Origin of the sequence: Bradyrhizobium sp. 159 (assembly GCF_023073795.1) — a bacterium.
GTDB lineage: Bacteria > Pseudomonadota > Alphaproteobacteria > Rhizobiales > Xanthobacteraceae > Bradyrhizobium.
In genome coordinates, this window is the sequence record NZ_JADPKE010000057.1 from 1 (window position 1) to 24,569 (window position 24,569).

At 64.4% G+C, this 24,569-nt stretch carries 19 protein-coding genes; 14 read left to right on the forward strand and 5 right to left on the reverse strand.

Features of this window, described 5'->3' with window-relative positions:
* Positions 1 to 203: 203 nt before the first annotated feature.
* On the reverse strand, positions 204 to 806 hold the full coding sequence (ccmA, locus tag IVA96_RS15260) for a heme ABC exporter ATP-binding protein CcmA (protein WP_247281255.1): 603 nt from the start codon (positions 804 to 806) through the stop codon (positions 204 to 206).
* Between the two features lie 240 nt (positions 807 to 1,046).
* Here ccmA and acnA point away from each other — a divergent pair, with 240 nt between their 5' ends.
* The 3 genes from acnA to IVA96_RS15275 all read left to right on the forward strand — a co-directional run bounded on the left by acnA (position 1,047) and on the right by IVA96_RS15275 (position 5,745).
* On the forward strand, positions 1,047 to 3,767 hold the full coding sequence (gene acnA / locus IVA96_RS15265; RefSeq protein WP_247281254.1) for an aconitate hydratase AcnA: 2,721 nt from the start codon (positions 1,047 to 1,049) through the stop codon (positions 3,765 to 3,767).
* 232 nt (positions 3,768 to 3,999) lie between these two features.
* Positions 4,000 to 4,776 (forward strand): DUF1223 domain-containing protein, encoded by a 777-nt coding sequence (locus IVA96_RS15270; RefSeq protein ID WP_247281253.1) that lies wholly within the window; start codon positions 4,000 to 4,002, stop codon positions 4,774 to 4,776.
* Positions 4,777 to 5,373: 597 nt separating this feature from the next.
* Positions 5,374 to 5,745: a DUF2794 domain-containing protein gene (locus IVA96_RS15275; RefSeq protein WP_247281252.1), complete on the forward strand. Its 372-nt coding sequence runs from the start codon at positions 5,374 to 5,376 to the stop codon at positions 5,743 to 5,745.
* Positions 5,746 to 5,770: 25 nt separating this feature from the next.
* On the opposite strand, the gene IVA96_RS15280 is transcribed toward IVA96_RS15275, so the two are convergent.
* The 4 genes from IVA96_RS15280 to IVA96_RS15295 all read right to left on the reverse strand — a co-directional run bounded on the left by IVA96_RS15280 (position 5,771) and on the right by IVA96_RS15295 (position 10,982).
* Positions 5,771 to 6,301: a GNAT family N-acetyltransferase gene (locus IVA96_RS15280; RefSeq protein WP_247281251.1), complete on the reverse strand. Its 531-nt coding sequence runs from the start codon at positions 6,299 to 6,301 to the stop codon at positions 5,771 to 5,773.
* A 330-nt stretch (positions 6,302 to 6,631) separates the two neighbouring features.
* Complete coding sequence (locus tag IVA96_RS15285; RefSeq protein WP_247281250.1) at positions 6,632 to 7,423, reverse strand: Bax inhibitor-1/YccA family protein; 792 nt, start codon at positions 7,421 to 7,423, stop codon at positions 6,632 to 6,634.
* Between the two features lie 269 nt (positions 7,424 to 7,692).
* Positions 7,693 to 10,263 carry an FtsX-like permease family protein gene (locus IVA96_RS15290; protein ID WP_247281249.1) on the reverse strand — a complete coding sequence of 857 codons (2,571 nt, stop codon included), beginning with the start codon at positions 10,261 to 10,263 and terminating at the stop codon, positions 7,693 to 7,695.
* Positions 10,260 to 10,982, reverse strand: a complete 723-nt coding sequence (locus IVA96_RS15295) for an ABC transporter ATP-binding protein (RefSeq protein WP_247281248.1) — start codon at positions 10,980 to 10,982, stop codon at positions 10,260 to 10,262. The genes IVA96_RS15290 and IVA96_RS15295 overlap by 4 nt, the downstream gene beginning before the upstream one ends.
* A gap of 55 nt (positions 10,983 to 11,037) precedes the next feature.
* Here IVA96_RS15295 and IVA96_RS15300 point away from each other — a divergent pair, with 55 nt between their 5' ends.
* The 11 genes from IVA96_RS15300 (at position 11,038) to lpdA (ending at position 24,543) form a co-directional block, all read left to right on the forward strand.
* On the forward strand, positions 11,038 to 11,673 hold the full coding sequence (locus IVA96_RS15300; protein ID WP_247281247.1) for an arylesterase: 636 nt from the start codon (positions 11,038 to 11,040) through the stop codon (positions 11,671 to 11,673).
* Positions 11,674 to 11,847: 174 nt separating this feature from the next.
* Positions 11,848 to 12,384 (forward strand): RNA 2',3'-cyclic phosphodiesterase, encoded by a 537-nt coding sequence (thpR, locus tag IVA96_RS15305; protein WP_091893084.1) that lies wholly within the window; start codon positions 11,848 to 11,850, stop codon positions 12,382 to 12,384.
* Positions 12,385 to 12,555: 171 nt separating this feature from the next.
* Positions 12,556 to 13,740, forward strand: a complete 1,185-nt coding sequence (gene zapE / locus IVA96_RS15310; RefSeq protein ID WP_247281246.1) for a cell division protein ZapE — start codon at positions 12,556 to 12,558, stop codon at positions 13,738 to 13,740.
* A 248-nt stretch (positions 13,741 to 13,988) separates the two neighbouring features.
* Positions 13,989 to 14,957, forward strand: a complete 969-nt coding sequence (gene mdh / locus IVA96_RS15315) for a malate dehydrogenase (protein ID WP_247418083.1) — start codon at positions 13,989 to 13,991, stop codon at positions 14,955 to 14,957.
* Between the two features lie 209 nt (positions 14,958 to 15,166).
* Positions 15,167 to 16,363 carry an ADP-forming succinate--CoA ligase subunit beta gene (gene sucC / locus IVA96_RS15320; RefSeq protein ID WP_247281244.1) on the forward strand — a complete coding sequence of 399 codons (1,197 nt, stop codon included), beginning with the start codon at positions 15,167 to 15,169 and terminating at the stop codon, positions 16,361 to 16,363.
* A gap of 4 nt (positions 16,364 to 16,367) precedes the next feature.
* The gene (locus IVA96_RS15325) at positions 16,368 to 16,847 is read left to right on the forward strand and encodes a DUF1579 family protein (protein WP_247281243.1); all 480 of its coding nucleotides are present in this window, start codon (positions 16,368 to 16,370) and stop codon (positions 16,845 to 16,847) included.
* Between the two features lie 33 nt (positions 16,848 to 16,880).
* Entirely contained in the window at positions 16,881 to 17,765 is an 885-nt protein-coding gene (gene sucD, locus IVA96_RS15330; RefSeq protein ID WP_247281242.1) for a succinate--CoA ligase subunit alpha, read from the forward strand.
* Positions 17,766 to 17,901: 136 nt separating this feature from the next.
* Positions 17,902 to 20,859: a 2-oxoglutarate dehydrogenase E1 component gene (locus tag IVA96_RS15335; RefSeq protein ID WP_247281241.1), complete on the forward strand. Its 2,958-nt coding sequence runs from the start codon at positions 17,902 to 17,904 to the stop codon at positions 20,857 to 20,859.
* A gap of 177 nt (positions 20,860 to 21,036) precedes the next feature.
* The gene (odhB, locus tag IVA96_RS15340) at positions 21,037 to 22,281 is read left to right on the forward strand and encodes a 2-oxoglutarate dehydrogenase complex dihydrolipoyllysine-residue succinyltransferase (protein WP_247281240.1); all 1,245 of its coding nucleotides are present in this window, start codon (positions 21,037 to 21,039) and stop codon (positions 22,279 to 22,281) included.
* Positions 22,282 to 22,345: 64 nt separating this feature from the next.
* Positions 22,346 to 23,095 (forward strand): SDR family oxidoreductase, encoded by a 750-nt coding sequence (locus tag IVA96_RS15345; RefSeq protein WP_247281239.1) that lies wholly within the window; start codon positions 22,346 to 22,348, stop codon positions 23,093 to 23,095.
* A gap of 47 nt (positions 23,096 to 23,142) precedes the next feature.
* Complete coding sequence (gene lpdA / locus IVA96_RS15350) at positions 23,143 to 24,543, forward strand: dihydrolipoyl dehydrogenase (RefSeq protein ID WP_247281238.1); 1,401 nt, start codon at positions 23,143 to 23,145, stop codon at positions 24,541 to 24,543.
* Positions 24,544 to 24,569: the final 26 nt, after the last annotated feature.

Genomic DNA, 24,569 nt, shown 5'->3' on the forward strand with positions numbered 1-24,569 from the left:
GTGGGGGAGGGCTAGGGAGAGGGGTAGCCCCGGGCGGGATGCTCGTCGGAAGCGAACTGCGGGCAACAGAGCGCTCGCCACTTCAACGCTAGAACCGAAAGGCCGCGCCGTGTGGCACCCCCCTCCCGGACCCTCCCCCACAAGGGGGGAGGGAATGGAGAGAGCCGTGCCCAGCCGCTCGGAAAGCTGAGGGTCGGGTCCGATCACGCCATACCCCCGATCCGCAGCTCGCGCGAGTCGATCCCCAGCGGGGCGTGGGTGGCGGCGATGATGAGGCCGCCGCTTGCCAAGTGCTCTCGCATCAATCCGGAAAACATGTTCTGACCGCCGGCATCCAGCGCCGTGGTCGGCTCGTCCAGCAGCCAGACCGGGCGGCGCACCGTCAGCAGCCGGGCCAATGACAACCGGCGGCGCTGGCCCGCGGAGAGGAAGGCGGCCGGCAGGTGGGTGGCGTGGTCGAGGCCGACCTTGGTGAGGCTCTCGGCGGCATCGCAGCGCTCGCCGCCGAGAAAATCAGCCCAGAATGCCAGATTTTCCGTCACACTCAGCGCCGGCTTCAGTGCATCGCGATCGCCGAGATAATGGCACTGCTCCGGCAGCGTCAGCTCGCCATCGCCCCCGTCCAGCGCGATCGTCCCGCCGGCCGGAATGAGCAGGCCGGCGATCAGCCGCAGCAGCGAAGTCTTGCCCGATCCGTTGCGGCCGACGACCGCCAGGGCTTCGCCCGAGGCGGCCGCAAAATCGAGGCTGGCGAACACCTCGCGTCCGCCCCGCACGCATCTGAGTCCGCTGCCGGAAAGCCGCATCTCGCTTCGTTTCAACCCGCTCAAAGCCGGGCCTCAGGAAATCTTGGGGTAGCGCATGGGAATTTTTGGCTCGCGAATTGCTGCGGCACGATTGTGGCTGTGGCGGCGCGGTTAGAAAGCTTCTATAAGCCCGGAACTACTTGATGCAGCAACTCAACCTGCCCCTGCAAGCGGCCCAGCCTGATACGCTGACGGTGTTAAAATACCCTGCCGGGTATAACTAGCAATTGGGATTCCTACATGACCTCGCTCGACAGCTTCAAATGCAAAAAGACCCTCAAGGTCGGCGCCAAGACCTATGTCTATTACAGCCTGCCCACGGCCGAGAAGAATGGTCTGAAGGGAATTTCGAAACTTCCCTATTCGATGAAGGTCCTGCTCGAGAACCTGCTGCGCAACGAGGACGGCCGCTCGGTCAAGAAAGAAGACATCGTCGCCGTCTCGAAATGGCTGCGCAAGAAGTCGCTGGAGCATGAGATCGCATTCCGCCCGGCGCGCGTCCTGATGCAGGACTTCACCGGCGTGCCCGCGGTGGTCGACCTCGCCGCGATGCGCAACGCGATGCAGAAGCTCGGCGGCGAGCCGGAGAAGATCAATCCGCTGGTCCCCGTCGATCTCGTCATCGACCATTCCGTGATCGTGAACTTCTTCGGCGACAACAAGGCTTTCGGCAAGAACGTCACCGAGGAATACAAGCAGAATCAGGAGCGCTATGAGTTCCTGAAGTGGGGCCAGAAGGCGTTCTCGAACTTCTCCGTCGTGCCGCCCGGCACCGGCATCTGCCACCAGGTCAATCTGGAATATCTGGCCCAGACGGTCTGGACCAAGAAGGAAAAGATGACGGTCGGCAAGAAGACCGGCACCTTCGAGGTCGCTTATCCCGACTCGCTGGTCGGCACCGATTCCCACACCACCATGGTCAACGGCCTGGCCGTGCTCGGCTGGGGCGTCGGCGGCATCGAGGCGGAAGCCTGCATGCTCGGCCAGCCGCTGTCGATGCTGCTGCCCAACGTCGTCGGCTTCAAGCTGAAGGGCGCGCTGAAGGAGGGCGTCACCGCGACCGACCTTGTGCTGACCGTGACGCAGATGCTGCGCAAGCTCGGCGTCGTCGGCAAGTTCGTCGAGTTCTTCGGCCCCGGTCTCGACCATCTCTCCGTCGCCGACAAGGCGACCATCGCCAACATGGCCCCTGAGTATGGCGCGACCTGCGGCTTCTTCCCGGTCGACGCCGCCGCGCTCGACTATCTCAAGACCTCCGGCCGGGCCTCGGCGCGCGTTGCGCTGGTGCAGGCCTATGCGAAGGCGCAAGGGCTCTTCCGCACCGCCAAATCGCCCGACCCGCTGTTCACGGAAACGCTGACGCTCGACCTCGGCGACGTCGTGCCGTCGCTGGCCGGCCCGAAGCGCCCCGAAGGCCGCATTGCGCTGCCCACGGTCGCGGAAGGCTTTTCGCTCGCGCTCAGCAGCGAGTACAAGAAGGCCGAGGAGCCTGCGAAGCGCTTCCCCGTCGAAGGCAAGAATTTCGATCTCGGCCATGGCGACGTCGTGATCGCCGCGATCACCTCGTGCACCAACACCTCGAATCCGAGCGTCCTGATCGGGGCCGGCCTGCTCGCACGCAATGCGGCAGCGAAGGGCCTCAAGGCGAAGCCGTGGGTGAAGACCTCGCTTGCCCCGGGCAGCCAGGTAGTCGCGGAATATCTCGCCAATTCCGGCCTTCAGGCCGACCTCGACAAGGTCGGCTTCAACCTGGTCGGCTTCGGCTGCACCACCTGCATCGGCAATTCCGGTCCGCTGCCGGAGGAGATCTCGAAGTCGATCAACGACAACGGCATCGTCGCGGCCGCCGTGCTCTCCGGCAACCGCAATTTCGAGGGCCGCGTCTCGCCGGACGTGCAGGCGAACTATCTGGCCTCGCCGCCGCTGGTCGTCGCCTACGCGCTCGCGGGCAGCGTGACCAAGAACCTCGCCACCGAGCCGCTCGGCGAAGGCAAGGACGGCAAGGCGGTGTACCTGAAGGACATCTGGCCGACGACGAAAGAAATCAACGCCTTCATGAAGAGGTTCGTGACCGCGTCGATCTTCAAGAAGAAGTATGCCGACGTGTTCAAGGGCGACACCAACTGGCGCAAGATCAAGACGGTCGAGAGCGAGACCTATCGCTGGAACATGAGCTCGACCTACGTGCAGAACCCGCCATACTTCGACGGCATGAAGAAGGAGCCGGAGCCGGTCACCGACATCGTCGAGGCGCGCATCCTCGCCATGTTCGGCCACAAGATCACCACCGACCACATCTCGCCGGCCGGCTCGATCAAGCTCACCTCGCCCGCGGGCAAATATCTCAGCGAGCACCAGGTGCGCCCTGCCGACTTCAACCAGTACGGCACGCGCCGCGGCAACCACGAAGTCATGATGCGCGGCACCTTCGCCAACATTCGCATCAAGAACTTCATGCTGAAGGGCGCCGACGGCAACATTCCGGAAGGCGGTCTGACCAAGCACTGGCCCGACGGCGAGCAGATGTCGATCTACGACGCCGCGATGAAGTACCAGGAAGAGAAGGTGCCGCTGGTGGTGTTCGCCGGCGCCGAATATGGCAACGGCTCCTCGCGCGACTGGGCCGCAAAGGGCACGCGCCTGCTCGGCGTTCGCGCGGTGATTTGCCAGAGCTTCGAGCGCATCCACCGCTCGAACTTGGTCGGCATGGGCGTGCTGCCGCTGACCTTCGAGGAGGGCACCTCGTGGCAGTCGCTGGGTCTCAAGGGCGACGAGAAGGTCACGCTGCGCGGCCTCGTCGGCGACCTCAAGCCGCGCCAGAAGCTGACCGCCGAGATCGTCTCCGGCGACGGTTCATTGCAGCGCGTTTCGCTGCTTTGCCGCATCGATACGCTGGACGAGCTCGACTACTACCGCAACGGCGGCATTCTGCACTACGTGCTGCGCAAGCTCGCGGCCTAAGCGCGGATTTGTGAACGATGGCTCACTGCGAAGTGAGTAGAAGCCTGAACGAAGGCGGCCTATCAAAAGGCCGCCTTCGCGCGTTTGCGGCACGTTTCGGATGGGCCCGGCCGGTGGAAAACCTCCTCCTGGACGGTTGCCTGGAAGGACGAATGTGCCGCGCCCCGTAAGACTACGGTGACCATCAGGCGATAAGATTCCCTCTCACAAGCAATGGTGTGCGGCGTTCGACATGACAACAATGACGGCTTCTCATCCGGTTTCACGTTGGTCCAGTGCCCTCTGGTCGGGTGCTCTCGGCATCTGTGCGATCGTCGCCGTCATCCGCCCCGCCGAGGCTGATCCCCGCGCCGTTGTCGAATTGTTTACCTCGCAGGGTTGCTCGTCCTGTCCGCCCGCCGACAAGATCATCGGCGATCTGTCCAAAGATCCCTCGGTCATCGCGTTGAGCATGCCGATCGACTATTGGGACTATCTCGGCTGGAAGGACACGCTGGCGGATTCACGCTTCTCTGCACGGCAGCGTGCCTACTCGCGCGTGCGCGGCGACCGTGAGGTCTACACGCCGCAGGTCGTCGTCAATGGCTCGACCCATGTCATCGGCAGCGATCGGACCGGCATCGAGAATGCAATCGGTAAGACCGACAAGGGCACGGGAGTGATGAGCGTGCCGGTGACGATGTCGCTTGCGGGCAAGCAGATCAACGTCTCGGTGGCCGGGAGCAACGAGCCCACGGTCTCGCATGGCGAGGTCTGGATCTGCTCGATCGCCAAGTCGGTGCCCATCACGATCACCCGCGGCGAAAATCGCGGACAGCAGGTCACCTATCACAACGTCGTACGCAACCTGCTGAAGGTCGGCGACTGGACCGGCCGTCCGGAAAGCTGGACGGTGCCGATCGAGAATCTCACGCGCGATGGCGTCGACGGCGCGGTGGTCTATGTCCAGGATGGCAGCCGAGAGAAGCCGGGCCCGATGCTGGGCGCGGCGTACACGTCGCTGCACTGATTTCTTGGCGTCGTACTCTGCTTTCAATCCTCATGGTGAGGAGCGCGCCCTTGCGCGCGTCTCGAACCATGAAAGGCCCCCCGCTGATGCAATGGGCCTCCATCCTTCGAGACGCCGCGCAAGAGCGCGGCCTTCAGGATGAGGAGAGACAGCTTTTGTGCGGATCATAGAGTGCGAATCAGAGACAAGTTCGCAGGACCAGGAACATCCCGATCCAAACAAAAAAGGACCAACTTGCGTTGGCCCTCCTTGCCGTGCGTACAGACCCGATCCTGTCGACCCCGGGGGGCTGGGGGCTGAGGAATCCGGAACCGAAGGACCGGGTCAACGCACGTAAGTCTTTTCGCAATGCAGGGCGGCAGTCGCTAGGCGGAAAAGCGGCGATACTATGATTCCTGCTAACGATGCCGTGACGGTTTGCCGCGACAGAGTTCCACCGCTGCGTGTGTTCGGATCCGCAACCGATTCCATTGGTTGAGCAAGGGAGCCCCTTGCGGCGCGGTACGGTTGGCGCGATCATGCAATTGTCATGAGCGCAGTTCCCGGGACGGTCTTCGGGGATGCGGGGTCATGTCGCGCGATCAGGAGGCGCTTCCCATGAGTCTGATGTCGGAGGATGCCGCTCCGAGCGAGCAGCGCGCGGCGACGCGCCCCGCCGCTGCGACGCCGCTGCCGAACCGGGTGACGTTCAACCGCCTCGAACTGCACCGGATTCTCAATCTCTATGGCCGCATGGTCGCCGACGGCGAGTGGCGCGACTACGCCATCGACTTCCTGAAGGACCGCGCCGTGTTCTCGGTCTATCGCCGCGCCTCGGAAGTGCCGATCTATCGCATCGAGAAGGACCCGCGGCTCGCGCGCAAGCAGGGCATGTACAGCGTGATCTCGGCGACCGGCCTGATCCTGCGCCGCGGTCACGAGCTCGAGCGCGTGCTGCTGGTGATCGATCGCAAGCTGGCGGTGGTGTAGGCGGCGTCGGGTGGGCGCAACGCGCCTACTTCCCCGGCACCGTGCTTGCACCCTCGCCGAGGGCGCGCTGCATCATCACCGTATCGAGCCAGCGGCCGAATTTCAGCCCGACATTGGGATGCGTGCCGATCATCTTGAAGCCGCTCTTGGCGTGAACGCCGATCGAGCCGGCATTGGCGGAATCGCCGATCACCGCGATCATCTGCCGAAAGCCGCGCGCCTCGCATTCGGTGATCAGCCGCTCCAGCAGCAGAGAGCCGACACCGCGGCGGTGGAACGAGGGATCGAGATAGATCGAATTCTCCACCGTGAAGCGGTAGGCCGGCCGCGGCCGGTAGGCACCGGCATAGGCATAGCCGGCGACGCGACGATCAAGGATCGCCACGAAATAGGGATAGCCGCCGTCGATCAGTGCGCGATAGCGGCGCGTCATCTCGGCAACATCGGGCGGCTCCAACTCGAACGTCGCGGTGCCCTCGCGGACGGCCTGCTGGTAAATGGCGGTGATGGCGGGAAGATCGGCCTCGAGCGCGGGCCTGATTTCGGGTGCGGACATGGCGGCAAGATTAGAGCCTTCCCGCGGCCGCTGGAAGAGGGCAGGGCTGCTTCCCAGCCGTCATTGCAGGCGCAGCAGCCTCGATCTTCTCCGCTGTCATGCCCCGCCTAGTGCGCAATTGCGCACGGGGGCGGGGCATCCAGTACGCCGCGGCTCCTCGGCTTATCACGAACGTCTCTGGATACTGGATCGCCCGCCGGAGCCCGTCATCGGGCCCGCCAAAGGCGAGACCCGGTGGCGGGCGACGACACCGGGTATGTGACGACATCTGCCCCAAACAAAAACCCCGGCCTTTCGGCCGGGGCTGATGTCGTTCTCTCAGCCTATCGCTTAATCGCGCTGGCCGAGGAGCTGCAACAGCAGCGTGAACAGGTTGATGAAGTTCAGGTACAGCGATAGCGCGCCGGTGATGGCCGCACGCTCTGCGATGTCACCGCCGGCCGAGGCGTAGCCGTAGATGTAGTCGTTCTTCAGCCGCTGGGTATCCCAGGCGGTGAGGCCCGCAAACACCAGCACGCCGACCACCGACACGATGAACTGCAGCATCGAGCTCGCCAGGAACAGGTTGACCAGGCTCGCGATGACGATGCCGATCAGGCCCATGAACAGGAACGAGCCCATGCCAGTCAGGTCACGCTTGGTGGTGTAGCCGTAGAGGCTCAGCGCACCGAAGGTGGCTGCGGTGATGAAGAACACCCGCACGATCGAGGTGTGCGTGAACACCAGGAAGATCGACGACAGCGAGATGCCCATCAGCGCCGAGAAAACCCAGAACAGGATCTGGGCAGTCGAGGGTGCCAGACGGTTGATGCCCGCCGAGATCACGAACACCATCGCGAGCGGCGCCAGCATGAACAGCCACTTCAGGGGGCTCACGAACATCGCGTAGCCGAACGGCGTCAGGAACAGCTTGCCGACGCGGACGGCTTCCGGCGTCGGGACATCCGTCACGGCGGCCATGTAGACGCCGAGCGCCGCCAGGCCCGTGATGGCCAGGCCAATGCTCATGTAATTGTAGATGCGCAGCATATAGGCGCGCAGGCCGGCATCGACCGTCGCGGCGTCAACACGCCCGGCGGCCCTGCCGAAAGGAGAAGCGTAGTTACGGTCTAGGTCCGACATGGTCGAATTCCCGTTGGTTGGTCCGGTCCGGCACGAGGGTCGCCATGCCGCCGGTTCGTCAGTTCTATCTCGGATACCGATGCCAGCCGACTAAATTCTGGCTCACAATCGGGGCTCCGAACCCACTCGATATGTGGGAAACTAACACATTCACCGCAACCGTCCACGCGCGGCCGAATGTCGCCCTCGGCCACAATCCTGACGGGAGGACGTGGTTAACCGCAGGAATCGTGCGATTCCGCTCCCGCGCGGTCAGCCGCTACCTTTTGTCACAAATTCCGCAACACCGTCGCGGGCTTTTTGTTCAATGCCAGCAACGTGCCGGCGAGCCCGAGCCCGACCGTGACGACGAGCGCGGCCGCGACCACGCCGGCCGCGCTGCCGGCCTGCCAGACGAAACTCAGCGTCATCAGCCGCGTCACGATCATCCAGGCCGCGATGCTGCCGGCGATCACGCCGAACAAGGCGGTGGCGAGCCCGATCAGGAGGTATTCGAGTGCATAGGCGCCGAGCAGCCGCAGCCGCGTCGCGCCCAGCGTCTTCAGGATCACCGCATCATAGACCCGGTGGCGATGACCAGCGGCGAGCGCCCCGCCGAGCACCAGGATCGCCGAGATCAGGGTCACGGCGCTGGCGCCGCGGATCGCCAGCGCCAGGTTGGTCACCACCGAGCCGACCGTCTCCATCACCTCGCGCACGCGCACGCTGGTCACCATCGGATAGGCATCCGCCACCTGCTTGATGATCTGGCCGTCGCCCGCAGCATTGCCGTCGGCTTCAGTCAACGTTGCGATATGGGTATGCGGCGCGCCCTTGAAGGCGTTGGGCGAGAACACAAGGACGAAGTTGATACCGAGGCCCTGCCAGTCGATGGTGCGCAGATTGCCGATTTTAGCCGGGATGTCGCGGCCGAGCACGTTGACCACGACCTCGTCGCCAAGCTTGAGGCCGAGACCGTCAGCAATCTTCTTTTCCATCGAGACCAGCGGCGGGCCGGAATAGTCGGCGCTCCACCATTCGCCCTCGACCACCTTGGAACCCTTCGGCAGCTCGCCGGTGTAGGTCAGGCCACGGTCGCTCTGCAGCACCCATTCGGAATCGGTGGAGGGCTTGAGCTCCTCGGCGCGCAACCCGCGCGCGCCGACGATGCGGCCGCGCAGCATCGGCACGTCCTCGACCTTGGCGCCGGGAGCGATCTGGCGCAGATAACCGTCGAACTGCTCGGCTTGCGCGCTCGGGATGTCGATGAAGAAGAACGATGGCGCCTGATCGGGGAGCGCGGCCAGAAACTGCCGACGCAAATTGCCGTCGATCTGGGTGATGGTGACAAGCACGGCGAGCCCGAGCCCCAGCGACAGCACGACGGACGGCGTCAGCGCGCCCGGCCGGTGGATGTTGGCGATGGCGAGCCGCAGCATCGGCAGCTGCGTTCGCGGCAGCCGCCGAGCGATGGCCATCAGCAAGGCGGCGATGCCGCGCAGCAGGGCGAACACGACGATGGAGGACGCCACGAACACCGCGGCGATGCGCTTGTCGAATGAGAGACCGATCACGACGGCAACGAGCAGGACGATCACAACGCCCATGAACACGAGGTAGCCCAGGCGCGGCCGGTGCCATTCGGAGCTGATGGTGTCGCGGAACAGCGCGGCCACGGGCACGTCGTGGACGCGGCCGAGCGGCCAGAGGCCGAAGGCCAGCGCGGTGAGCAGGCCATAGATGAAGGACAACGCGAGCTCGTCGGCATGCACGGCCGGCACGACCGGCAGCGGCAACAGCTTGCCGAACAGGCCGACGATGGCGAAGGGCATCGCGGCGCCGAGCGCAAGGCCGATCGCCGAGCCGATCGCAGCGAGCAGGATCACCTGCGCGAGATAGATGCCGAACACGTCGCGGCCCGTGGCGCCGACGGCTTTGAAGGCCGCGATCACCTCGAGCTTCCGGTCGATATGACTCTTCACGGCATTGGCAACCCCGACGCCGCCGACCAGCAGCGCGGCGAGCCCGACCAGCGTTAGGAATTGGGTGAAACGATTGATGTTGCGCTCGAGCTGCGGCGAGGCGTTGGAGCGGCTGCGGATCTCCCAGCCGGCCTGCGGCGCGGCATTGCGCGCATCGGTGATGAAAGTCTCGGTGGCGCGTTCGTTGTTGGCGGCGTCAGGCAGCTTCACCCGGTAGACCCAGCGAACCAGGCTGCCCGGCTGGATCAGGCCGGTGGCGTGCAGGCCCGCCTCGCTGATCAGGAAGCGCGGGCCGAAGCCGATGCCGCCGGCGAGCTTGTCCGGTTCGGCCTCGACGGTGCTGCGGATCTCGAACGTCGCCGAGCCGATGGTGACGCGGTCGCCGGTCTTGAGCGACAGCCGCGCCAGCAGCGTCGGATCGGCGGCAGCGCCGAACGCGCCGTCGCGCATCGCCAGCAGCTCGGACATCGGCAGCGGCGGCGCAAGTTTCAGCTGGCCGAGCATCGGATAGCTGTCGTCGACCGCCTTCATCTCGACCAGCGCCAGCTTGCCGTCCGTCGAGCGCGCCATGCCGCGCAAGGTCGCGGCGGTCGACACGGTGCCGCGCGAGCGCAGGAAGGCGACTTCTTCCGGCTTGGCCTCGCGCTGGAACAGCACGAACGAAACGTCGCCGCCGAGCAGGGTGCGGCCTTCGCGGGCAAGACCGTCGGAGAGGCTCGCCGAGACCGAGCCGACGCCGGCGATCGCCATCACGCCGAGCGCGATGCAGGCGATGAAGACGTAGAAGCCGCGCAGGCCGCCGCGCAATTCGCGCAATGCGTAGCGCAGCGAGAGCGCGACGCCATTAGGCCTCGCCAACGGTTCGGCAGCCGTGCTCATGCCGGCGCAGTCTGGGTGTCGATGCGCCCGGAGCGCAGGCGGATCACGCGATCGCAGCGGTGCGCGAGCGAGGAATCGTGCGTGACCAGCACCAGCGTCATGCCGCGCTCGGCATGCTTGCTGAACAGGAGATCGACGATCTGCTGTCCGGTGGCCTCATCCAGATTGCCGGTCGGCTCGTCGGCGACGAGGATGGCGGGATCGGGCGCCAGCGCGCGCGCGAGCGCAACGCGCTGCTGCTCGCCGCCGGAAAGCTGCGTCGGATAATGATGCAATCGATCGCCGAGCCCGACCGATTGCAGCTCCTGCGCCGCACGCCTGGCGGCGTCCGGATTGCCGGCGAGCTCGAGCGGCACCGCAACGTTCTCCAGCGCCGTCATGGTCGGGATCAGATGGAAGGATTGGAAGACGATGCCGACCTGGCGGCCGCGGAAGCGGGCCAGCGCGTCCTCGTCGAGGGCATTGAAAGGCGTACCATTGACCACCACCTCTCCGCTATCAGGACGCTCCAGCCCCGCCATCACCATCAGCAGCGTGGATTTGCCCGAGCCTGACGGGCCGATCAGGCCGATCGTTTCGCTGCGGCCCACACGCAGGCTGATATCCTTGAGGATGTGAACGCGTGCCGCACCCGTGCCCAATGAGAGATTGACGTTGGAGATGGCGATGGTGTCCGGCGCGGTGCCGGCGAGCGAAGAGGTTTCGATGCGAGTGTCCATGGTCCGGTCATATGGCAACTCCGCTGGCGCGGTCGAGAGGCGTTACGGATTGTTCATGCACATAGCCGTGTTGATGCTCGCTTTGATGACGGTCGTCACGACGGCTTCGGCCGGGGGGCAGAAGCCGATCAAGCTCGTCGTGCTGGGCGATTCCTTGAGCGCTGGTCTCGGCCTGCCGGCCCAGGAGGCATTCCCGACGAAACTCCAAAAAGCCTTGCAAGCCAAAGGCATAACGGTCGACATGGTCAATGCCGGGGTGTCCGGCGACACCTCCTCCGGCGGCCGCGATCGGCTGGACTGGTCGGTGCCTGAAGGAACCGAGGGCGTCATCGTCGAACTCGGCGCCAACGACGCGTTGCGGGGCATCGATCCCGATTTGACGCGCGCCGCGCTCAGCGACATCATCCAGCGGCTCAAGGGACGCAAGATCGCGGTGATGCTGTGCGGCATGCTGGCGCCGCCGAATTACGGCGCAGATTATGCCGCGCGCTTCAATTCGATTTATCCGGATCTGGCGAAGAAATTCGACGTGCCGCTCTATCCGTTCTTTCTCGACGCCGTCGCCGCCGACGCCAAGCTCAACCAAGCCGACGGCATCCATCCGACCGCGGGCGGCGTCGACATCATCGTCGACAGGATCATGCCTACGGTGGAGGCATTCATTGGCACGATCGCTGAGCAACGGCGTTGAAAAGCAGGCAATGCTAACCGTAATTCCCAGGGTTTTACCGGGGTGAGGTTGGCCAAGCTTCGCAGAGTCACACAACTGCGATAGGAATCAGGGTACCGGTGATTCGTCGCCGGCTCTAATTTGGATACCGTCCTTGCCTTGAGGGCTGTACCCAAGCATCGGGAGTGCGAAACGATGCCGCGTTTGTTCACGGGTCTGGAAATTCCGGCCGAGATCGGCCAGTCGCTTTCCAACTTGAGGGGCGGCCTTCCCGGCGCCCGCTGGATCGATCCCGAAAATTATCACGTCACCTTGCGCTTCATCGGCGATATCGACGGTGTCTCCGCCAACGAGATCGCCTCGATGCTGTTTCGCGTCGACCGCAAGCCGTTCGAGGTGAAGGTGCAGGGCCTCACGAGTTTTGGCGGCCGCAAACCGCGGGCAGTCGTTGCGACGATCGCGCCGAGCAAGCCGCTGATGGAATTGCAGGCCGAGCTCGAACGGATGATGCAGCGGATCGGTCTCGACCCTGAAGGCCGCAAGTTCATCCCGCATGTCACGCTGGCCCGGCTGCACGACGCCTCCGATCGCGACGTTGCCGACTATCTCTCGCTGCGCGGCTACTTCCCGAGCAAGGCGTTCATGGCGGAGCGTTTTGTTCTCTTCTCATCCCGCGCCTCCACCGGCGGCGGCCCGTATGTCGTCGAGGACGCCTACGAGCTGTGTGCGTAGGTCGCTCTTGTGCCCCGGCCGTAGAGCCGGGGCCCCGCGCTCCGCGTTGAACGAAATTTGGCGATGAACGAAACAGTGGGTCCCGGCCCAGCGCGTCCGGGACACGAATCCGCATACCCCGTCCACCAATTCACGGCTTGCAATTTCCGTCCTTCTCTGGCGGAAAGGGCCATGCTCTCGACCCCCAGTTCCTCATTCCGCGAAGCCTATCAAGCCCAGATCGCCTCCGGGGCGATCGAGCCTGATGCCGCGCAGGCCGAAATCGCCGAAGCCTATGCAGCGCTCGACCAGCGGCTCGCGGCTTACAAGCCCGCGCGCAAGCAGGGTCTGCTCAGCCGCCTGTTCAGCAGCGACAAGGACGAGGCGCCGCGCGGACTCTACATCCATGGCGAGGTCGGCCGCGGCAAGACCATGCTGATGGACCTGTTCTTTCAGCATTCCTCGGTCGAGCACAAGCGCCGCGCGCATTTCCACGAGTTCATGGCGGAGGCGCATGAGCGCATCTACGATTATCGCCAGAGCATCGCGCGCGGCGAGATCGCCGACGGCGACGTCATCGCGCTAACCGCGAGTGCGATCTTCGAGGAGAGCTGGCTGCTCTGCTTCGACGAATTCCACGTCACCGACATCGCCGACGCGATGATCCTCGGCCGTCTGTTCGCAAAATTGTTCGAGCTCGGCACCGTCGTGGTCGCGACCTCGAACGTCGCGCCCGACGATCTCTACAAGGGCGGCCTGAACCGGTCGCTGTTCCTGCCCTTCATCAAGCAGATCACCGATCACATGGACGTTGCGCGGCTCGACGCGCGCACCGATTTCCGCCTGGAGAAGCTTCAGGGCGTGCCGATGTGGCTGACACCGGCAGATGCCGATGCGGATGCCGCGCTCGACCGCGCCTGGTCGAAGATGAGCGGCGGCGCCAGATGCAAGCCGCGCGACATCTCAATCAAGGGACGCATCCTGCACGTACCATGCTCGGCCCATGGCATCGCGCGATTCTCGTTCGCCGATCTCTGCGAGAAGCCGCTTGGGGCATCGGACTACCTCAGGCTCGCGCAGGACTATCACACGATCCTGGTCGACCATATTCCAGTGATGGACGTCTCTCAGCGCAACGCCGCCAAGCGCTTCATCACGCTGATCGACACGCTCTATGACAATGCGGTGAAGCTGATGGCCTCGGCCGATGCCAACCCGATCGCGCTGTACCTTGCGACCGAAGGCAACGAGGCCAACGAGTTCAACCGGACCGCGTCACGCCTGATCGAGATGAGCTCGGAATCCTATCTGGCGTTGCCTCACGGCCGCAAAGATTCCACCGCCAGCGGCTCGACCAAGGGTCTGGTAGAGACTTAAGTCCTATTTCTATCCTCCGGTCATTCCGGGGCGCGCGCCAGCGCGAACCCGGAATCTCGCGCTACAATTTCGAGATCCGGGTTCGCCCGCGCAATGGCGCAGGCGCCCCGGAATGACGGCTTAGAGGCTGCTGGCCGGAATCGCGGCAAGCTCGACAATTGGGCGTCCACCGACTTGAACGGGGGAGGCGAAAGGGATAACCACCCGTCTCAGTTTTCCCTCCTTACGTGTCTAAAGGACAGGCTCACATGGCGCGCGACAAGATTGCTTTGATTGGCTCCGGTCAGATCGGCGGAACGCTGGCTCACCTCATCGGCCTGAAAGAACTGGGCGACGTCGTGATGTTCGACATCGCCGAGGGTGTGCCGCAGGGCAAGGCGCTCGACATTGCGCAGTCCTCCCCGGTCGACGGTTTTGACGCGCATTATGCCGGTGCGAACTCCTACGAGGCGCTCGACAACGCAAAGGTCTGCATCGTCACCGCCGGCGTGCCGCGCAAGCCCGGCATGAGCCGCGACGACCTCCTCTCCATTAACCTCAAGGTCATGGAGCAGGTCGGCGCCGGCATCAAGAAGTACGCCCCCGACGCCTTCGTCATCTGCATCACCAACCCGCTCGACGCGATGGTCTGGGCACTGCAGAAGGCCTCGGGCTTGCCGCACAAGAAGGTCGTCGGCATGGCCGGCGTGCTGGATTCGGCACGCTTCCGCTACTTCCTGGCCGATGAGTTCAACGTCTCCGTCGAGGACGTCACCGCCTTCGTGCTCGGCGGCCATGGCGACACCATGGTGCCGCTGGTGAAGTACTCCACCGTCGCCGGCATCCCGCTGCCCGACCTCGTCAAGATGGGCTGGACCTCGCAGGCGCGTCTCGACGAGATCGTCGACCGCACCCGCAACGGCGGCGCCGAGATCGTCAATCTGCTCAAGACCGGCTCGGCCTTCTACGCCCCGGCGGCGTCCGCGATCGCCATGGCCGAGAGCTATCTGAAGGACAAGAAGCGTGTGCTGCCCTGCGCCGCCTACCTGAACGGCGAGTACAGCGTGAAGGATATGTATGTCGGCGTGCCCGTCGTGATCGGCTCCAAGGGCGTCGAGCGTGTGGTCGAGATCGAACTCGCCGGCAAGGACCGCGAGGCCTTCGACAAGTCGGTCGGCGCGGTGCAGGGCCTCGTCGACGCCTGCAAGAAGATCGCCCCCGATCTTCTCGGCCGCTAAGCGCCAGCAATTCCCGCCGAAGTCCGAAAACCGGTCTTCGGCGGTTCCGTTTCCGGGGCCCGCGCATCGTGCCGGGCTTTCCGGTTCGGCAGTCCAGAGATCTCGAAGTCAAAGAATCCGGGTTGCAGTTCCTGTGGTATATGGTATGCCAGCCACAAGACTGAGGTGGGCCCTTGAGGTCACCGCCCGCGGGTTCAGGGAGCGACCATATGAATATTCATGAGTACCAGGCCAAAGCGCTGCTGAATGAGTTCGGCGTGCCAATTTCCAAGGGCGTGCCCGTCCTCAAGCCGGCCGACGCGGAAGCCGCCGCCAAGGCGCTGCCGGGTCCGGTCTGGGTCGTGAAGAGCCAGATCCATGCCGGCGGCCGCGGTAAAGGCAAATTCAAGGAAGCCAGCGCCGGCGACAAGGGCGGCGTCCGCATCGCCAAGTCGGCCGCCGAGGTCTCCGAATTCGCCAAGCAGATGCTGGGCGCGACGCTGGTGACCGTGCAAACCGGTCCCGCCGGCAAGCAGGTCAACCGCCTCTACATCGAGGACGGCTCCGACATCGACAAGGAATTCTACCTCTCGATCCTGGTCGATCGCGAGACCTCGCGCGTCTCCTTCGTGGTGTCGACCGAGGGCGGCGTCAACATCGAGGAGGTCGCGCACAACAGCCCTGAGAAGATCGTCACCTTCTCGGTCGATCCCGCGACCGGCGTCATGGGCCATCACGGCCGCACGGTGGCGAAGGCGCTGAAGCTATCAGGCGATCTCGCCAAGCAGGCCGAAAAGCTCACCGCGCAGCTCTACGCCGCCTTCGTCGCCAAGGACATGTCGATGCTGGAGATCAACCCGCTGGTCGTGACCAAGCAGGGCCAGCTCCGCGTGCTCGACGCCAAGGTCTCGTTCGACGACAACGCGCTGTTCCGTCATCCCGAGGTGCTCGCCCTGCGCGACGAGACCGAGGAAGATGCCAAGGAAATCGAGGCGTCGAAATACGACCTGAACTACGTCACCCTCGACGGCAACATCGGCTGCATGGTCAACGGCGCCGGTCTCGCCATGGCGACGATGGACATCATCAAGCTCTACGGCATGTCGCCGGCCAACTTCCTCGACGTCGGCGGCAGCGCCAGCAAGGAGAAGGTCGCGGCCGCCTTCAAGATCATCACCGCGGACCCCAACGTGAAGGGCATTCTGGTCAACATCTTCGGCGGCATCATGAAGTGCGACGTGATCGCCGAGGGCGTCACAGCCGCCGTCCGCGAGGTCGGTCTCAGCGTGCCGCTGGTGGTGCGCCTCGAAGGCACCAATGTCGAGCTCGGCAAGAAGATCATCCGTGAATCCGGCCTGAATGTGGTGCCGGCCGACAATCTCGACGACGCCGCGCAGAAGATCGTGAAGGCCGTCAAGGGAGGCTAAGGTCATGGCCCAGGACCATCTCGCCGCATCATCTCCGCTCCCCGAGCACGCGCGCCTCGCCGCGTTTGCCGGCGAATGGGATGGTGAAGAGATGGTCTTCCCGTCGCGCTGGACGGAGGGCGGACCGGCCACCTCTCACGTCGTCGCGCGGTTGGAGCTCAACGGGTTCTATCTGATCCAGGACTCGGTCCAGATGCGCGACGGCAAGCAGGTCTTCGCCACTCACGGCATCTTCACCTACGACCGCGACGATCGGACCTACAAATTGTTCTGGTACGACTCGCTCGGCTACACGCCGCCCTCGCCCGCCTCCGGCGGCTGGGTCGGCAAGACCCTGACGCTGGTGCGCGGCTCGCTCCGCGGCAATGCGCGCCACGTCTACGAGATCATCGACGACAATTCCTATTCGTTGAAGATCCAGTTCTCGCCGGACGCGGAAGGCTGGGCCGACGTGCTCACCGGCGTCTACCGCCGCATCCACTGACCTCTCACTCGTTAGTTCGCGAAAGCAGACCTCATGTCCATCCTGATCGACAAGAACACCAAGGTCATCTGCCAGGGCTTTACCGGCAAGAACGGCACCTTCCATTCCGAGGCCGCGATTGCCTATGGCACCAAGATGGTCGGCGGCACCTCGCCGGGTAAAGGCGGCGCGACGCATCTGGGCCTGCCGGTGTTCGATACCGTGCGCGAGGCGCGTGAGAAGACCGGCGCCGATGCGTCGGTGATCTACGTGCCCCCGCCGGGCGCGGCGGACGCGATCTGCGAAGCCATCGATGCCGAGATTCCGCTGATCGTCTGCATCACCGAAGGCATTCCGGTCGTCGACATGGTGCGGGTGAAGCGCTCGCTGATCGGTTCCAAGTCGCGCCTGATCGGGCCGAACTGCCCGGGCGTCATGACCGCGGGCGAGTGCAAGATCGGCATCATGCCGGCCAACATCTTCAAGACCGGCAGCGTCGGCATCGTCTCCCGCTCCGGCACTTTGACCTATGAAGCCGTGTTCCAGACCTCCCAGGAGGGCCTCGGCCAGACCACTGCCGTCGGCATCGGCGGCGACCCGGTTAAGGGAACCGAGTTCATCGACGTGCTGGAAATGCTGCTCGCCGATCCCAAGACCGAGTCGATCATCATGATCGGCGAGATCGGCGGTTCCGCCGAGGAGGACGCCGCCCAGTTCCTCAAGGACGAGGCCAAGCGCGGCCGCAACAAGCCGATGGTCGGCTTCATTGCCGGTGTCACCGCACCTCCCGGCCGCCGGATGGGCCACGCCGGCGCGATCATCTCGGGCGGCAAGGGCGACGCCGGTTCCAAGACCGAAGCGATGAAATCGGCCGGAATCCTGGTCTCTCCGTCGCCCGCACGCCTTGGTCATACGCTTGCCGAAAAGTTGAAGGGGTAATTCACTTCTTCGTATTTTTCCGGGCGAAGTTTCGCAGCAAATAGGGTAAAGGGTGCCTGTCGCGCCGAGCCTCTGCCGGGAGCTCGGCGCCAGCGCCGTTTGTTATGCGCGAACCGAAATCGCCAGGAACTCCAGTATGTCTCGCCAGGACGCGAACGCAGCCTTTGCCCTCTCATCCTTTTTGCAGGGCACCAACGCCACCTACATCGACGAAATCTACGCCCGCTACCAGAAGGATCCGTCCTCGGTCGACCCCGAGTGGCAGGAGTTCTTCAAGAGCCTGAATGACCAGCCCGGCGACATCAGCAAGAACGCCGAAGGTCCTTCCTGGGAGCGCGCCAACTGGCCGCTGACCCCGCAAGACGAGCTGACCTCCGCTCTCGACGGCAACTGGGCCGAGGTCGAGAAATCGGTCGGCAACAAGATCGCCGCCAAGGCGCAGGCCAAGGGGGGCGGCCTATCTTCCGCCGACCTGCTCCAGGCCACGCGCGACTCCGTCCGCGCCCTGATGCTGATCCGCTCCTACCGCATGCGCGGCCACTTCCATGCCAAGCTCGATCCGCTCGGCATCGAAGCCCCGCGCAATCGCGAAGAGCTCGACCCGCGCACCTACGGCTTCAGCGAAGCCGATTTCGACCGCAAGATCTTCCTCGATCACGTGCTCGGTCTCGAATACGGCACGCTGCGCGAGATCACCGCGATCTGCGAGCGCACCTACTGCCAGACCCTCGGCGTCGAGTTCATGCACATCAGCAATGCCGCGCAGAAGGCCTGGATCCAGGAGCGCATCGAGGGGCCGGACAAGGAGATCTCGTTCACCCGCGAAGGTCGCCGCGCCATCCTGATGAAACTGATCGAAGCCGAAGGCTTCGAGAAATTCTGCGACACCAAGTTCACCGGCACCAAGCGCTTCGGCCTCGACGGCGGTGAATCGCTGATTCCCGCGCTGGAGCAGATCATCAAGCGTGGCGGCAATCTCGGCGTGAAGGAGATCGTGCTGGGCATGCCGCATCGCGGCCGCCTCAACGTGCTGACCCAGGTGATGGGCAAGCCGCACCGTGCACTGTTCCACGAATTCAAGGGCGGCTCGGCCAATCCCGATGCAGTCGAAGGCTCCGGGGACGTCAAGTATCACCTCGGCGCCTCCTCGGACCGCGAGTTCGACGGCAACCGCATCCACCTGTCGCTGACGGCGAACCCCTCGCATCTCGAGATCGTCGATCCCGTCGTGCTCGGCAAGGTCCGCGCCAAGCAGGACCAGCACGGCGATCCGCCGGATATGCGCATCTCCGTCATGCCGCTGCTGATGCACGGCGACGCGGCGTTCGCTGGCCAAGGTGTCGTTGCCGAATGCTTCGGTCTGTCGGACCTGAAGGGCTACCGCACCGGCGGCTCCGTGCACTTCATCGTCAACAACCAGATCGGCTTCACCACCTATCCGCGTTACTCGCGCTCGTCGCCCTACCCGTCAGACGTGGCGAAGATGATCGATGCGCCGATCTTCCACGTGAACGGCGACGATCCGGAAGCGGTCGTGTTCGCGGCCAAGGTTGCTACCGAGTTCCGGCAGAAATTCCACAAGCCCGTCGTTATCGACATGTTCTGCTACCGCAGGCATGGCCATAACGAGGGCGACGAGCCGGCCTTCACCCAGCCGGTGATGTACAAGAGGATTGCCGCCCATCCCTCGACGCTGGAGCTCTACTCGCGGCGTCTGATCAGCGAAGGCGTGATCACCGAGGGCGAGGTCGACAAGGCCAAGGCCGACTGGCGCGCCCGGCTCGATGCCGAGTTCGAGGCCGGCACGTCCTACAAGCCGAACAAGGCCGACTGGCTCGACGGCAAATGGGCGGGCTTCAAGATCGCCGACCAGGAAGAGGATGCGCGCCGCGGCGTCACCGGCGTCGACCTGCCAATCCTCAAAGACATCGGCCGGAAGATCACCAAGGTGCCGGACGGCTTCCGGGTCCACCGCACCATTCAGCGTTTTCTGGAAAATCGCGCCAGGGCGATCGAGAACGGCGTCGGCATCGACTGGGCGACCGGCGAGGCGCTGGCGTTCTGCACGCTGCTTCACGAACACCATCACGTCCGCCTGTCCGGACAGGATTCCGAGCGCGGCACGTTCTCGCAGCGTCACTCCGTCCTGATCGACCAGGAAGACGAGAGCCGCTACACGCCGTTCAACCATCTGGGCACCGAGCAGGGCCATTACGAGGTCATCAACTCGCTGCTGTCTGAAGAGGCCGTGCTCGGCTTCGAATACGGCTATTCGCTCGCGGAGCCGAACACGCTGACGCTGTGGGAAGCCCAGTTCGGCGACTTCGCCAACGGCGCGCAGGTCGTGTTCGACCAGTTCATCTCCTCGGGCGAGCGCAAATGGCTGCGCATGTCCGGTCTCGTCTGCCTCTTGCCGCATGGCTATGAGGGCCAGGGACCGGAGCACTCCTCGGCACGTCTCGAGCGTTATTTGCAGATGTGCGCCGAAGACAACATGCAGGTGGTCTATCCGACCACGCCGGCGAACTACTTCCACGTGCTGCGGCGTCAGCTCCACCGCGAGATCCGCAAGCCGCTGATCATGATGACGCCGAAATCGCTGCTGCGCCACAAGCGGGCGGTGTCGCGTCTCGAGGAGCTGGCGAAGGGCACGACTTTCCACCGCATCCTCTATGATGACGCCCAGATGCTGCCGAACGAGGCGATCAAGCTCGTCCCTGACGACAAGATCCGCCGCATCGTGCTCTGCTCCGGCAAGGTCTATTACGACCTCTATGAGGAGCGCGAGAAACGCGGAATCGACGACATCTATCTGATGCGCGTCGAGCAGCTCTATCCGGTGCCGCTGAAGGCGCTGGTGGCCGAGCTGTCTCGCTTCAAGAAGGCCGAAGTGATCTGGTGCCAGGAAGAGCCCCGCAACATGGGAGCCTGGCACTTCATCGAGCCCTATCTGGAATGGGTGCTGAACCAGGTGAACGGCGCGAGCCGGCGTCCGCGTTATGTCGGTCGTGCCGCCTCGGCCGCGACCGCCACGGGTCTGATGTCCAAGCATCAGGCGCAGCTGAAGGCGTTCCTGGACGAAGCACTGAGCTGAACTTTTTGAACTGTGTCATGCCCCGCCTCGTGCGCGACTGCGTACTGGGGTGGGGCATCCAGTACGCCGTGTCGTCCGTGCAGCATACGCACGCCCGGTTTGCTGGCTGGCTTGCTTTTCGCAGGCGATGACATCCGCACTTATGACCGCATTGGCGATCTCCTTAAGGAAAAGACCATGACTGAAATTCGTGTGCCGACGCTCGGCGAATCCGTCACCGAGGCCACCATCGGCCGCTGGTTCAAGAAGGCCGGCGACCCCGTCGCCGTGGACGAGCCCTTGGTGGAGCTCGAGACCGACAAGGTCACCATCGAGGTCCCGGCGCCCTCCGCCGGCACGCTGAGCGAGATCATCGCCGCCGATGGCGCGACCGTTGCAGTCGGTGCGCTGCTCGGTCAGATCACGGAAGGCGCAGGTGCTGCAAAGCCGGCCGCTGCTGCCGCGAAGCCCGCCGCTGCTGCTCCTGCGGCCGCTGCCGCCGCTCCTGCAGCAGCCTCGGCCGCGAAAGCGCCGCCGGCCGATGCGCCGCTCGCCCCCTCGGTGCGCAAGCTGTCGGCCGAGACCGGCATCGATGCCTCGACCGTTCCGGGCTCCGGCAAGGACGGCCGCGTCACCAAGGGCGACATGCTCGCCGCGATCGAGCGTGCGGCGTCCGCGCCGACCCCGGTCAACCAACCCGCCGCCGCCGTGCAGGTGCGCGCGCCGTCGCCGGCCGATGACGCCGCCCGCGAAGAGCGCGTCAAGATGACCCGCCTGCGCCAGACCATCGCGCGCCGCCTCAAGGACGTGCAAAACACCGCCGCCATGCTCACGACCTTCAACGAGGTCGACATGACCAACGTCATGGCGCTGCGTGCCCATTACAAGGATGCGTTCGAGAAGAAGCATGGCGCCAAGCTCGGCTTCATGGGCTTCTTCACTAAGGCCGTCGTGCAGGCGCTGAAGGACATTCCCGCCGTCAACGCCGAGATCGACGGCACCGACCTGATCTACAAGAACTACTACCACGTCGGCGTCGCCGTCGGCACCGACAAGGGTCTCGTCGTGCCCGTGGTGCGCGACTGCGACCACAAGTCGATCTCCGACATCGAGAAGAGCATCGCCGATTTCGGCCGCCGTGCCCGCGACGGCCAGCTCAAGATCGACGAGATGCAGGGCGGCACCTTCACCATCACCAATGGCGGCATCTACGGCTCGCTGATGTCGACCCCGATCCTGAACGCGCCGCAGTCCGGCATTTTGGGCATGCACAAGATCCAGGAGCGGCCGATGGTCGTCGGCGGCAAGATCGAGGTCCGCCCGATGATGTATCTGGCGCTGTCCTACGATCACCGCGTCATCGACGGCAAGGAAGCCGTGACCTTCCTGGTCCGCGTCAAGGAGAGCCTGGAAGATCCGGCACGCCTGGTGCTCGATCTCTGATTCCCGTTGCTCTGCGAGCGCCGTCGCCATTCGCGGCGGCGCGTGTCGAACCATGGAGGCGCGCATGACGGATAAGGTCGTTGTCATTACCGGCGGCAGCCGCGGCATCGGGCGGGCGACCGCGCTTGCGGCGGCCGCGCGCGGCTTCCGCGTCGTGGTCGGCTATGCCAGCAACAAGATTGCCGCGGACGAGGTGGTCGCGCAGATCGAGGCTGGTAACGGCAGTGCCATCGCCGTGAAATGCGATGTCGCGGAGGAAAGCGATATCCTCGAACTGTTCAAGCAAGCCGACAAGTTCGGCACGCTCGGCGCGCTCGTCAACAATGGCGGCATCGTCGGCAAGAGCGGCGTGCGCGTCGACGAGATGTCGGCCGAACGCATCCAGCGCGTGATGGCCGTGAACGTCACCGGCTCCATTCTCTGCGCGCGCGAGGCGGTGAAGCGGATGTCGACCAGGCACGGCGGCAAGGGCGGTGTCATCGTCAACCTGTCATCCGTCGCGGCAAAGCTCGGAGCACCCAACACCTACGTCGATTACGCCGCGTCCAAGGGCGCGGTCGATTCCTTCACCGTCGGCCTCGGCTATGAGGTCGCAGGCGAAGGCATCCGCGTCGCCGCGATCCGCCCCGGCCTGATCGACACCGAAATCCACGCCGCCGGCGGCGAGCCCGACCGCGCCCATCGCCTGGCCCATCTGGTGCCGATGAAGCGCGTCGGCACCGCCGAGGAAATCGCCAACGCCATCGTCTGGCTGATCTCGGACGAGGCCTCCTACGTCACCTCCGCCATTCTCGATGTGTCCGGCGGGCGCTGACACATTCTCATCACGCTCATCACGCTAAACCTACGGGACTTTCTCTCATGGCTACCTACGATCTCGTCGTCATCGGCACCGGACCGGGCGGATATGTCTGCGCGGTGCGTGCAGCCCAGCTCGGCATGAAAGTCGCCGTGGTCGAAAAGAACGCTACCCTCGGCGGCACCTGCCTCAATGTCGGCTGCATGCCCTCCAAGGCGCTGCTGCACGCGTCCGAGATGTTCGAGGAAGCCGGCCATTCCTTCGCGAAAATGGGCGTGAGCGTTTCCGCGCCGAAGCTCGATTTGCCGGCGATGATGAACTTCAAGCAGCAGGGCATCGACGGCAACGTCAAGGGCGTCGAGTTCCTGATGAAGAAGAACAAGATCGACGTGCTCCAGGGCACCGGCAAGATTTTGGGGACCGGCAAGGTCGAAGTCTCCGCCGACGGCAAGTCGCAGACAGTCGAGACCAAAAACATCGTGATCGCCACCGGCTCGGACATCGCGCGTCTCAAGGGCATCGAGATCGACGAGAAGCGCATCGTGTCCTCGACCGGCGCGCTGTCGCTGGACAAGGTGCCCGGCAGATTGCTGGTTATTGGTGCGGGCGTGATCGGGCTCGAACTTGGCTCTGTGTGGCGCCGGCTCGGATCCGAAGTCATGGTGGTCGAATTCCTCGATCGCATTCTGCCCGGCATGGACGGCGAGGTCGCACGGCAATTCCAGCGGATCCTTGAAAAGCAGGGATTTGCATTCAAGCTGGGTTCGAAGGTCACCGGCGTCGAAGCCAACAGCAAGGCATTGCTCGCGAAAATCGAGCCGGCCGCCGGCGGTGCCGCCGAGACCATCGAGGCCGATGTCGTTCTGGTCTGCATCGGCCGCACGCCCTACACTGACGGGCTCGGCCTGAAGGAAGCCGGTGTCGCGCTCGACGCACGCGGCCGCGTCCAGATCGATCCGCACTTCGCCACCAGCCTGAGGGGCGTGTACGCCATCGGCGACGTGGTTGCAGGCCCGATGCTCGCGCACAAGGCCGAGGATGAAGGCGTTGCGGTTGCAGAGATCATTGCGGGCCAGGCCGGCCACGTGAACTACGAAGTCATTCCGGGCGTCGTGTATACCACGCCGGAAGTATCCTCCGTCGGCAAGACCGAGGAGGAACTGAAGCAGGCCGGCGTCGCCTATACCGTCGGCAAGTTTCCCTTTACCGCCAACGGTCGCTCCAAGGTCAACCAGACCACTGACGGCTTTGTGAAGATTCTCGCAGATGCGAAGACCGATCGCGTGCTCGGCGTGCACATTATCGGCCGCGAAGCCGGCGAAATGATCCATGAAGCGTGCGTTCTCATGGAGTTTGGTGGCAGTGCGGAGGATCTCGCCCGCACCTGCCACGCCCACCCGACCCGCTCGGAAGCGGTCAAGGAAGCCGCGCTTGCGGTCGGCAAGCGGGCCATCCATATGTAGTCCAAGGCCCGAGCCGAATCGGGCGG

Excerpts from the sequence above, each read along its gene's own strand:
- IVA96_RS15325 (WP_247281243.1), top strand. The coding sequence starts at position 16,368 with ATGGCCCAGGACCATCTCGCCGCATCATCTCCGCTCCCCGAGCACGCG.
- sucD (WP_247281242.1), top strand. The coding sequence starts at position 16,881 with ATGTCCATCCTGATCGACAAGAACACCAAGGTCATCTGCCAGGGCTTT.
- IVA96_RS15285 (WP_247281250.1), bottom strand. The coding sequence starts at position 7,423 with ATGTCGGACCTAGACCGTAACTACGCTTCTCCTTTCGGCAGGGCCGCC.
- IVA96_RS15280 (WP_247281251.1), bottom strand. The coding sequence starts at position 6,301 with ATGTCCGCACCCGAAATCAGGCCCGCGCTCGAGGCCGATCTTCCCGCC.
- IVA96_RS15300 (WP_247281247.1), top strand. The coding sequence starts at position 11,038 with ATGCACATAGCCGTGTTGATGCTCGCTTTGATGACGGTCGTCACGACG.
- acnA (WP_247281254.1), top strand. The coding sequence starts at position 1,047 with ATGACCTCGCTCGACAGCTTCAAATGCAAAAAGACCCTCAAGGTCGGC.
- sucC (WP_247281244.1), top strand. The coding sequence starts at position 15,167 with ATGAATATTCATGAGTACCAGGCCAAAGCGCTGCTGAATGAGTTCGGC.
- IVA96_RS15290 (WP_247281249.1), bottom strand. The coding sequence starts at position 10,263 with ATGAGCACGGCTGCCGAACCGTTGGCGAGGCCTAATGGCGTCGCGCTC.
- IVA96_RS15295 (WP_247281248.1), bottom strand. The coding sequence starts at position 10,982 with ATGGACACTCGCATCGAAACCTCTTCGCTCGCCGGCACCGCGCCGGAC.
- IVA96_RS15275 (WP_247281252.1), top strand. The coding sequence starts at position 5,374 with ATGAGTCTGATGTCGGAGGATGCCGCTCCGAGCGAGCAGCGCGCGGCG.
- IVA96_RS15345 (WP_247281239.1), top strand. The coding sequence starts at position 22,346 with ATGACGGATAAGGTCGTTGTCATTACCGGCGGCAGCCGCGGCATCGGG.
- zapE (WP_247281246.1), top strand. The coding sequence starts at position 12,556 with ATGCTCTCGACCCCCAGTTCCTCATTCCGCGAAGCCTATCAAGCCCAG.
- IVA96_RS15270 (WP_247281253.1), top strand. The coding sequence starts at position 4,000 with ATGACAACAATGACGGCTTCTCATCCGGTTTCACGTTGGTCCAGTGCC.
- lpdA (WP_247281238.1), top strand. The coding sequence starts at position 23,143 with ATGGCTACCTACGATCTCGTCGTCATCGGCACCGGACCGGGCGGATAT.
- ccmA (WP_247281255.1), bottom strand. The coding sequence starts at position 806 with ATGCGGCTTTCCGGCAGCGGACTCAGATGCGTGCGGGGCGGACGCGAG.
- IVA96_RS15335 (WP_247281241.1), top strand. The coding sequence starts at position 17,902 with ATGTCTCGCCAGGACGCGAACGCAGCCTTTGCCCTCTCATCCTTTTTG.
- thpR (WP_091893084.1), top strand. The coding sequence starts at position 11,848 with ATGCCGCGTTTGTTCACGGGTCTGGAAATTCCGGCCGAGATCGGCCAG.
- odhB (WP_247281240.1), top strand. The coding sequence starts at position 21,037 with ATGACTGAAATTCGTGTGCCGACGCTCGGCGAATCCGTCACCGAGGCC.
- mdh (WP_247418083.1), top strand. The coding sequence starts at position 13,989 with ATGGCGCGCGACAAGATTGCTTTGATTGGCTCCGGTCAGATCGGCGGA.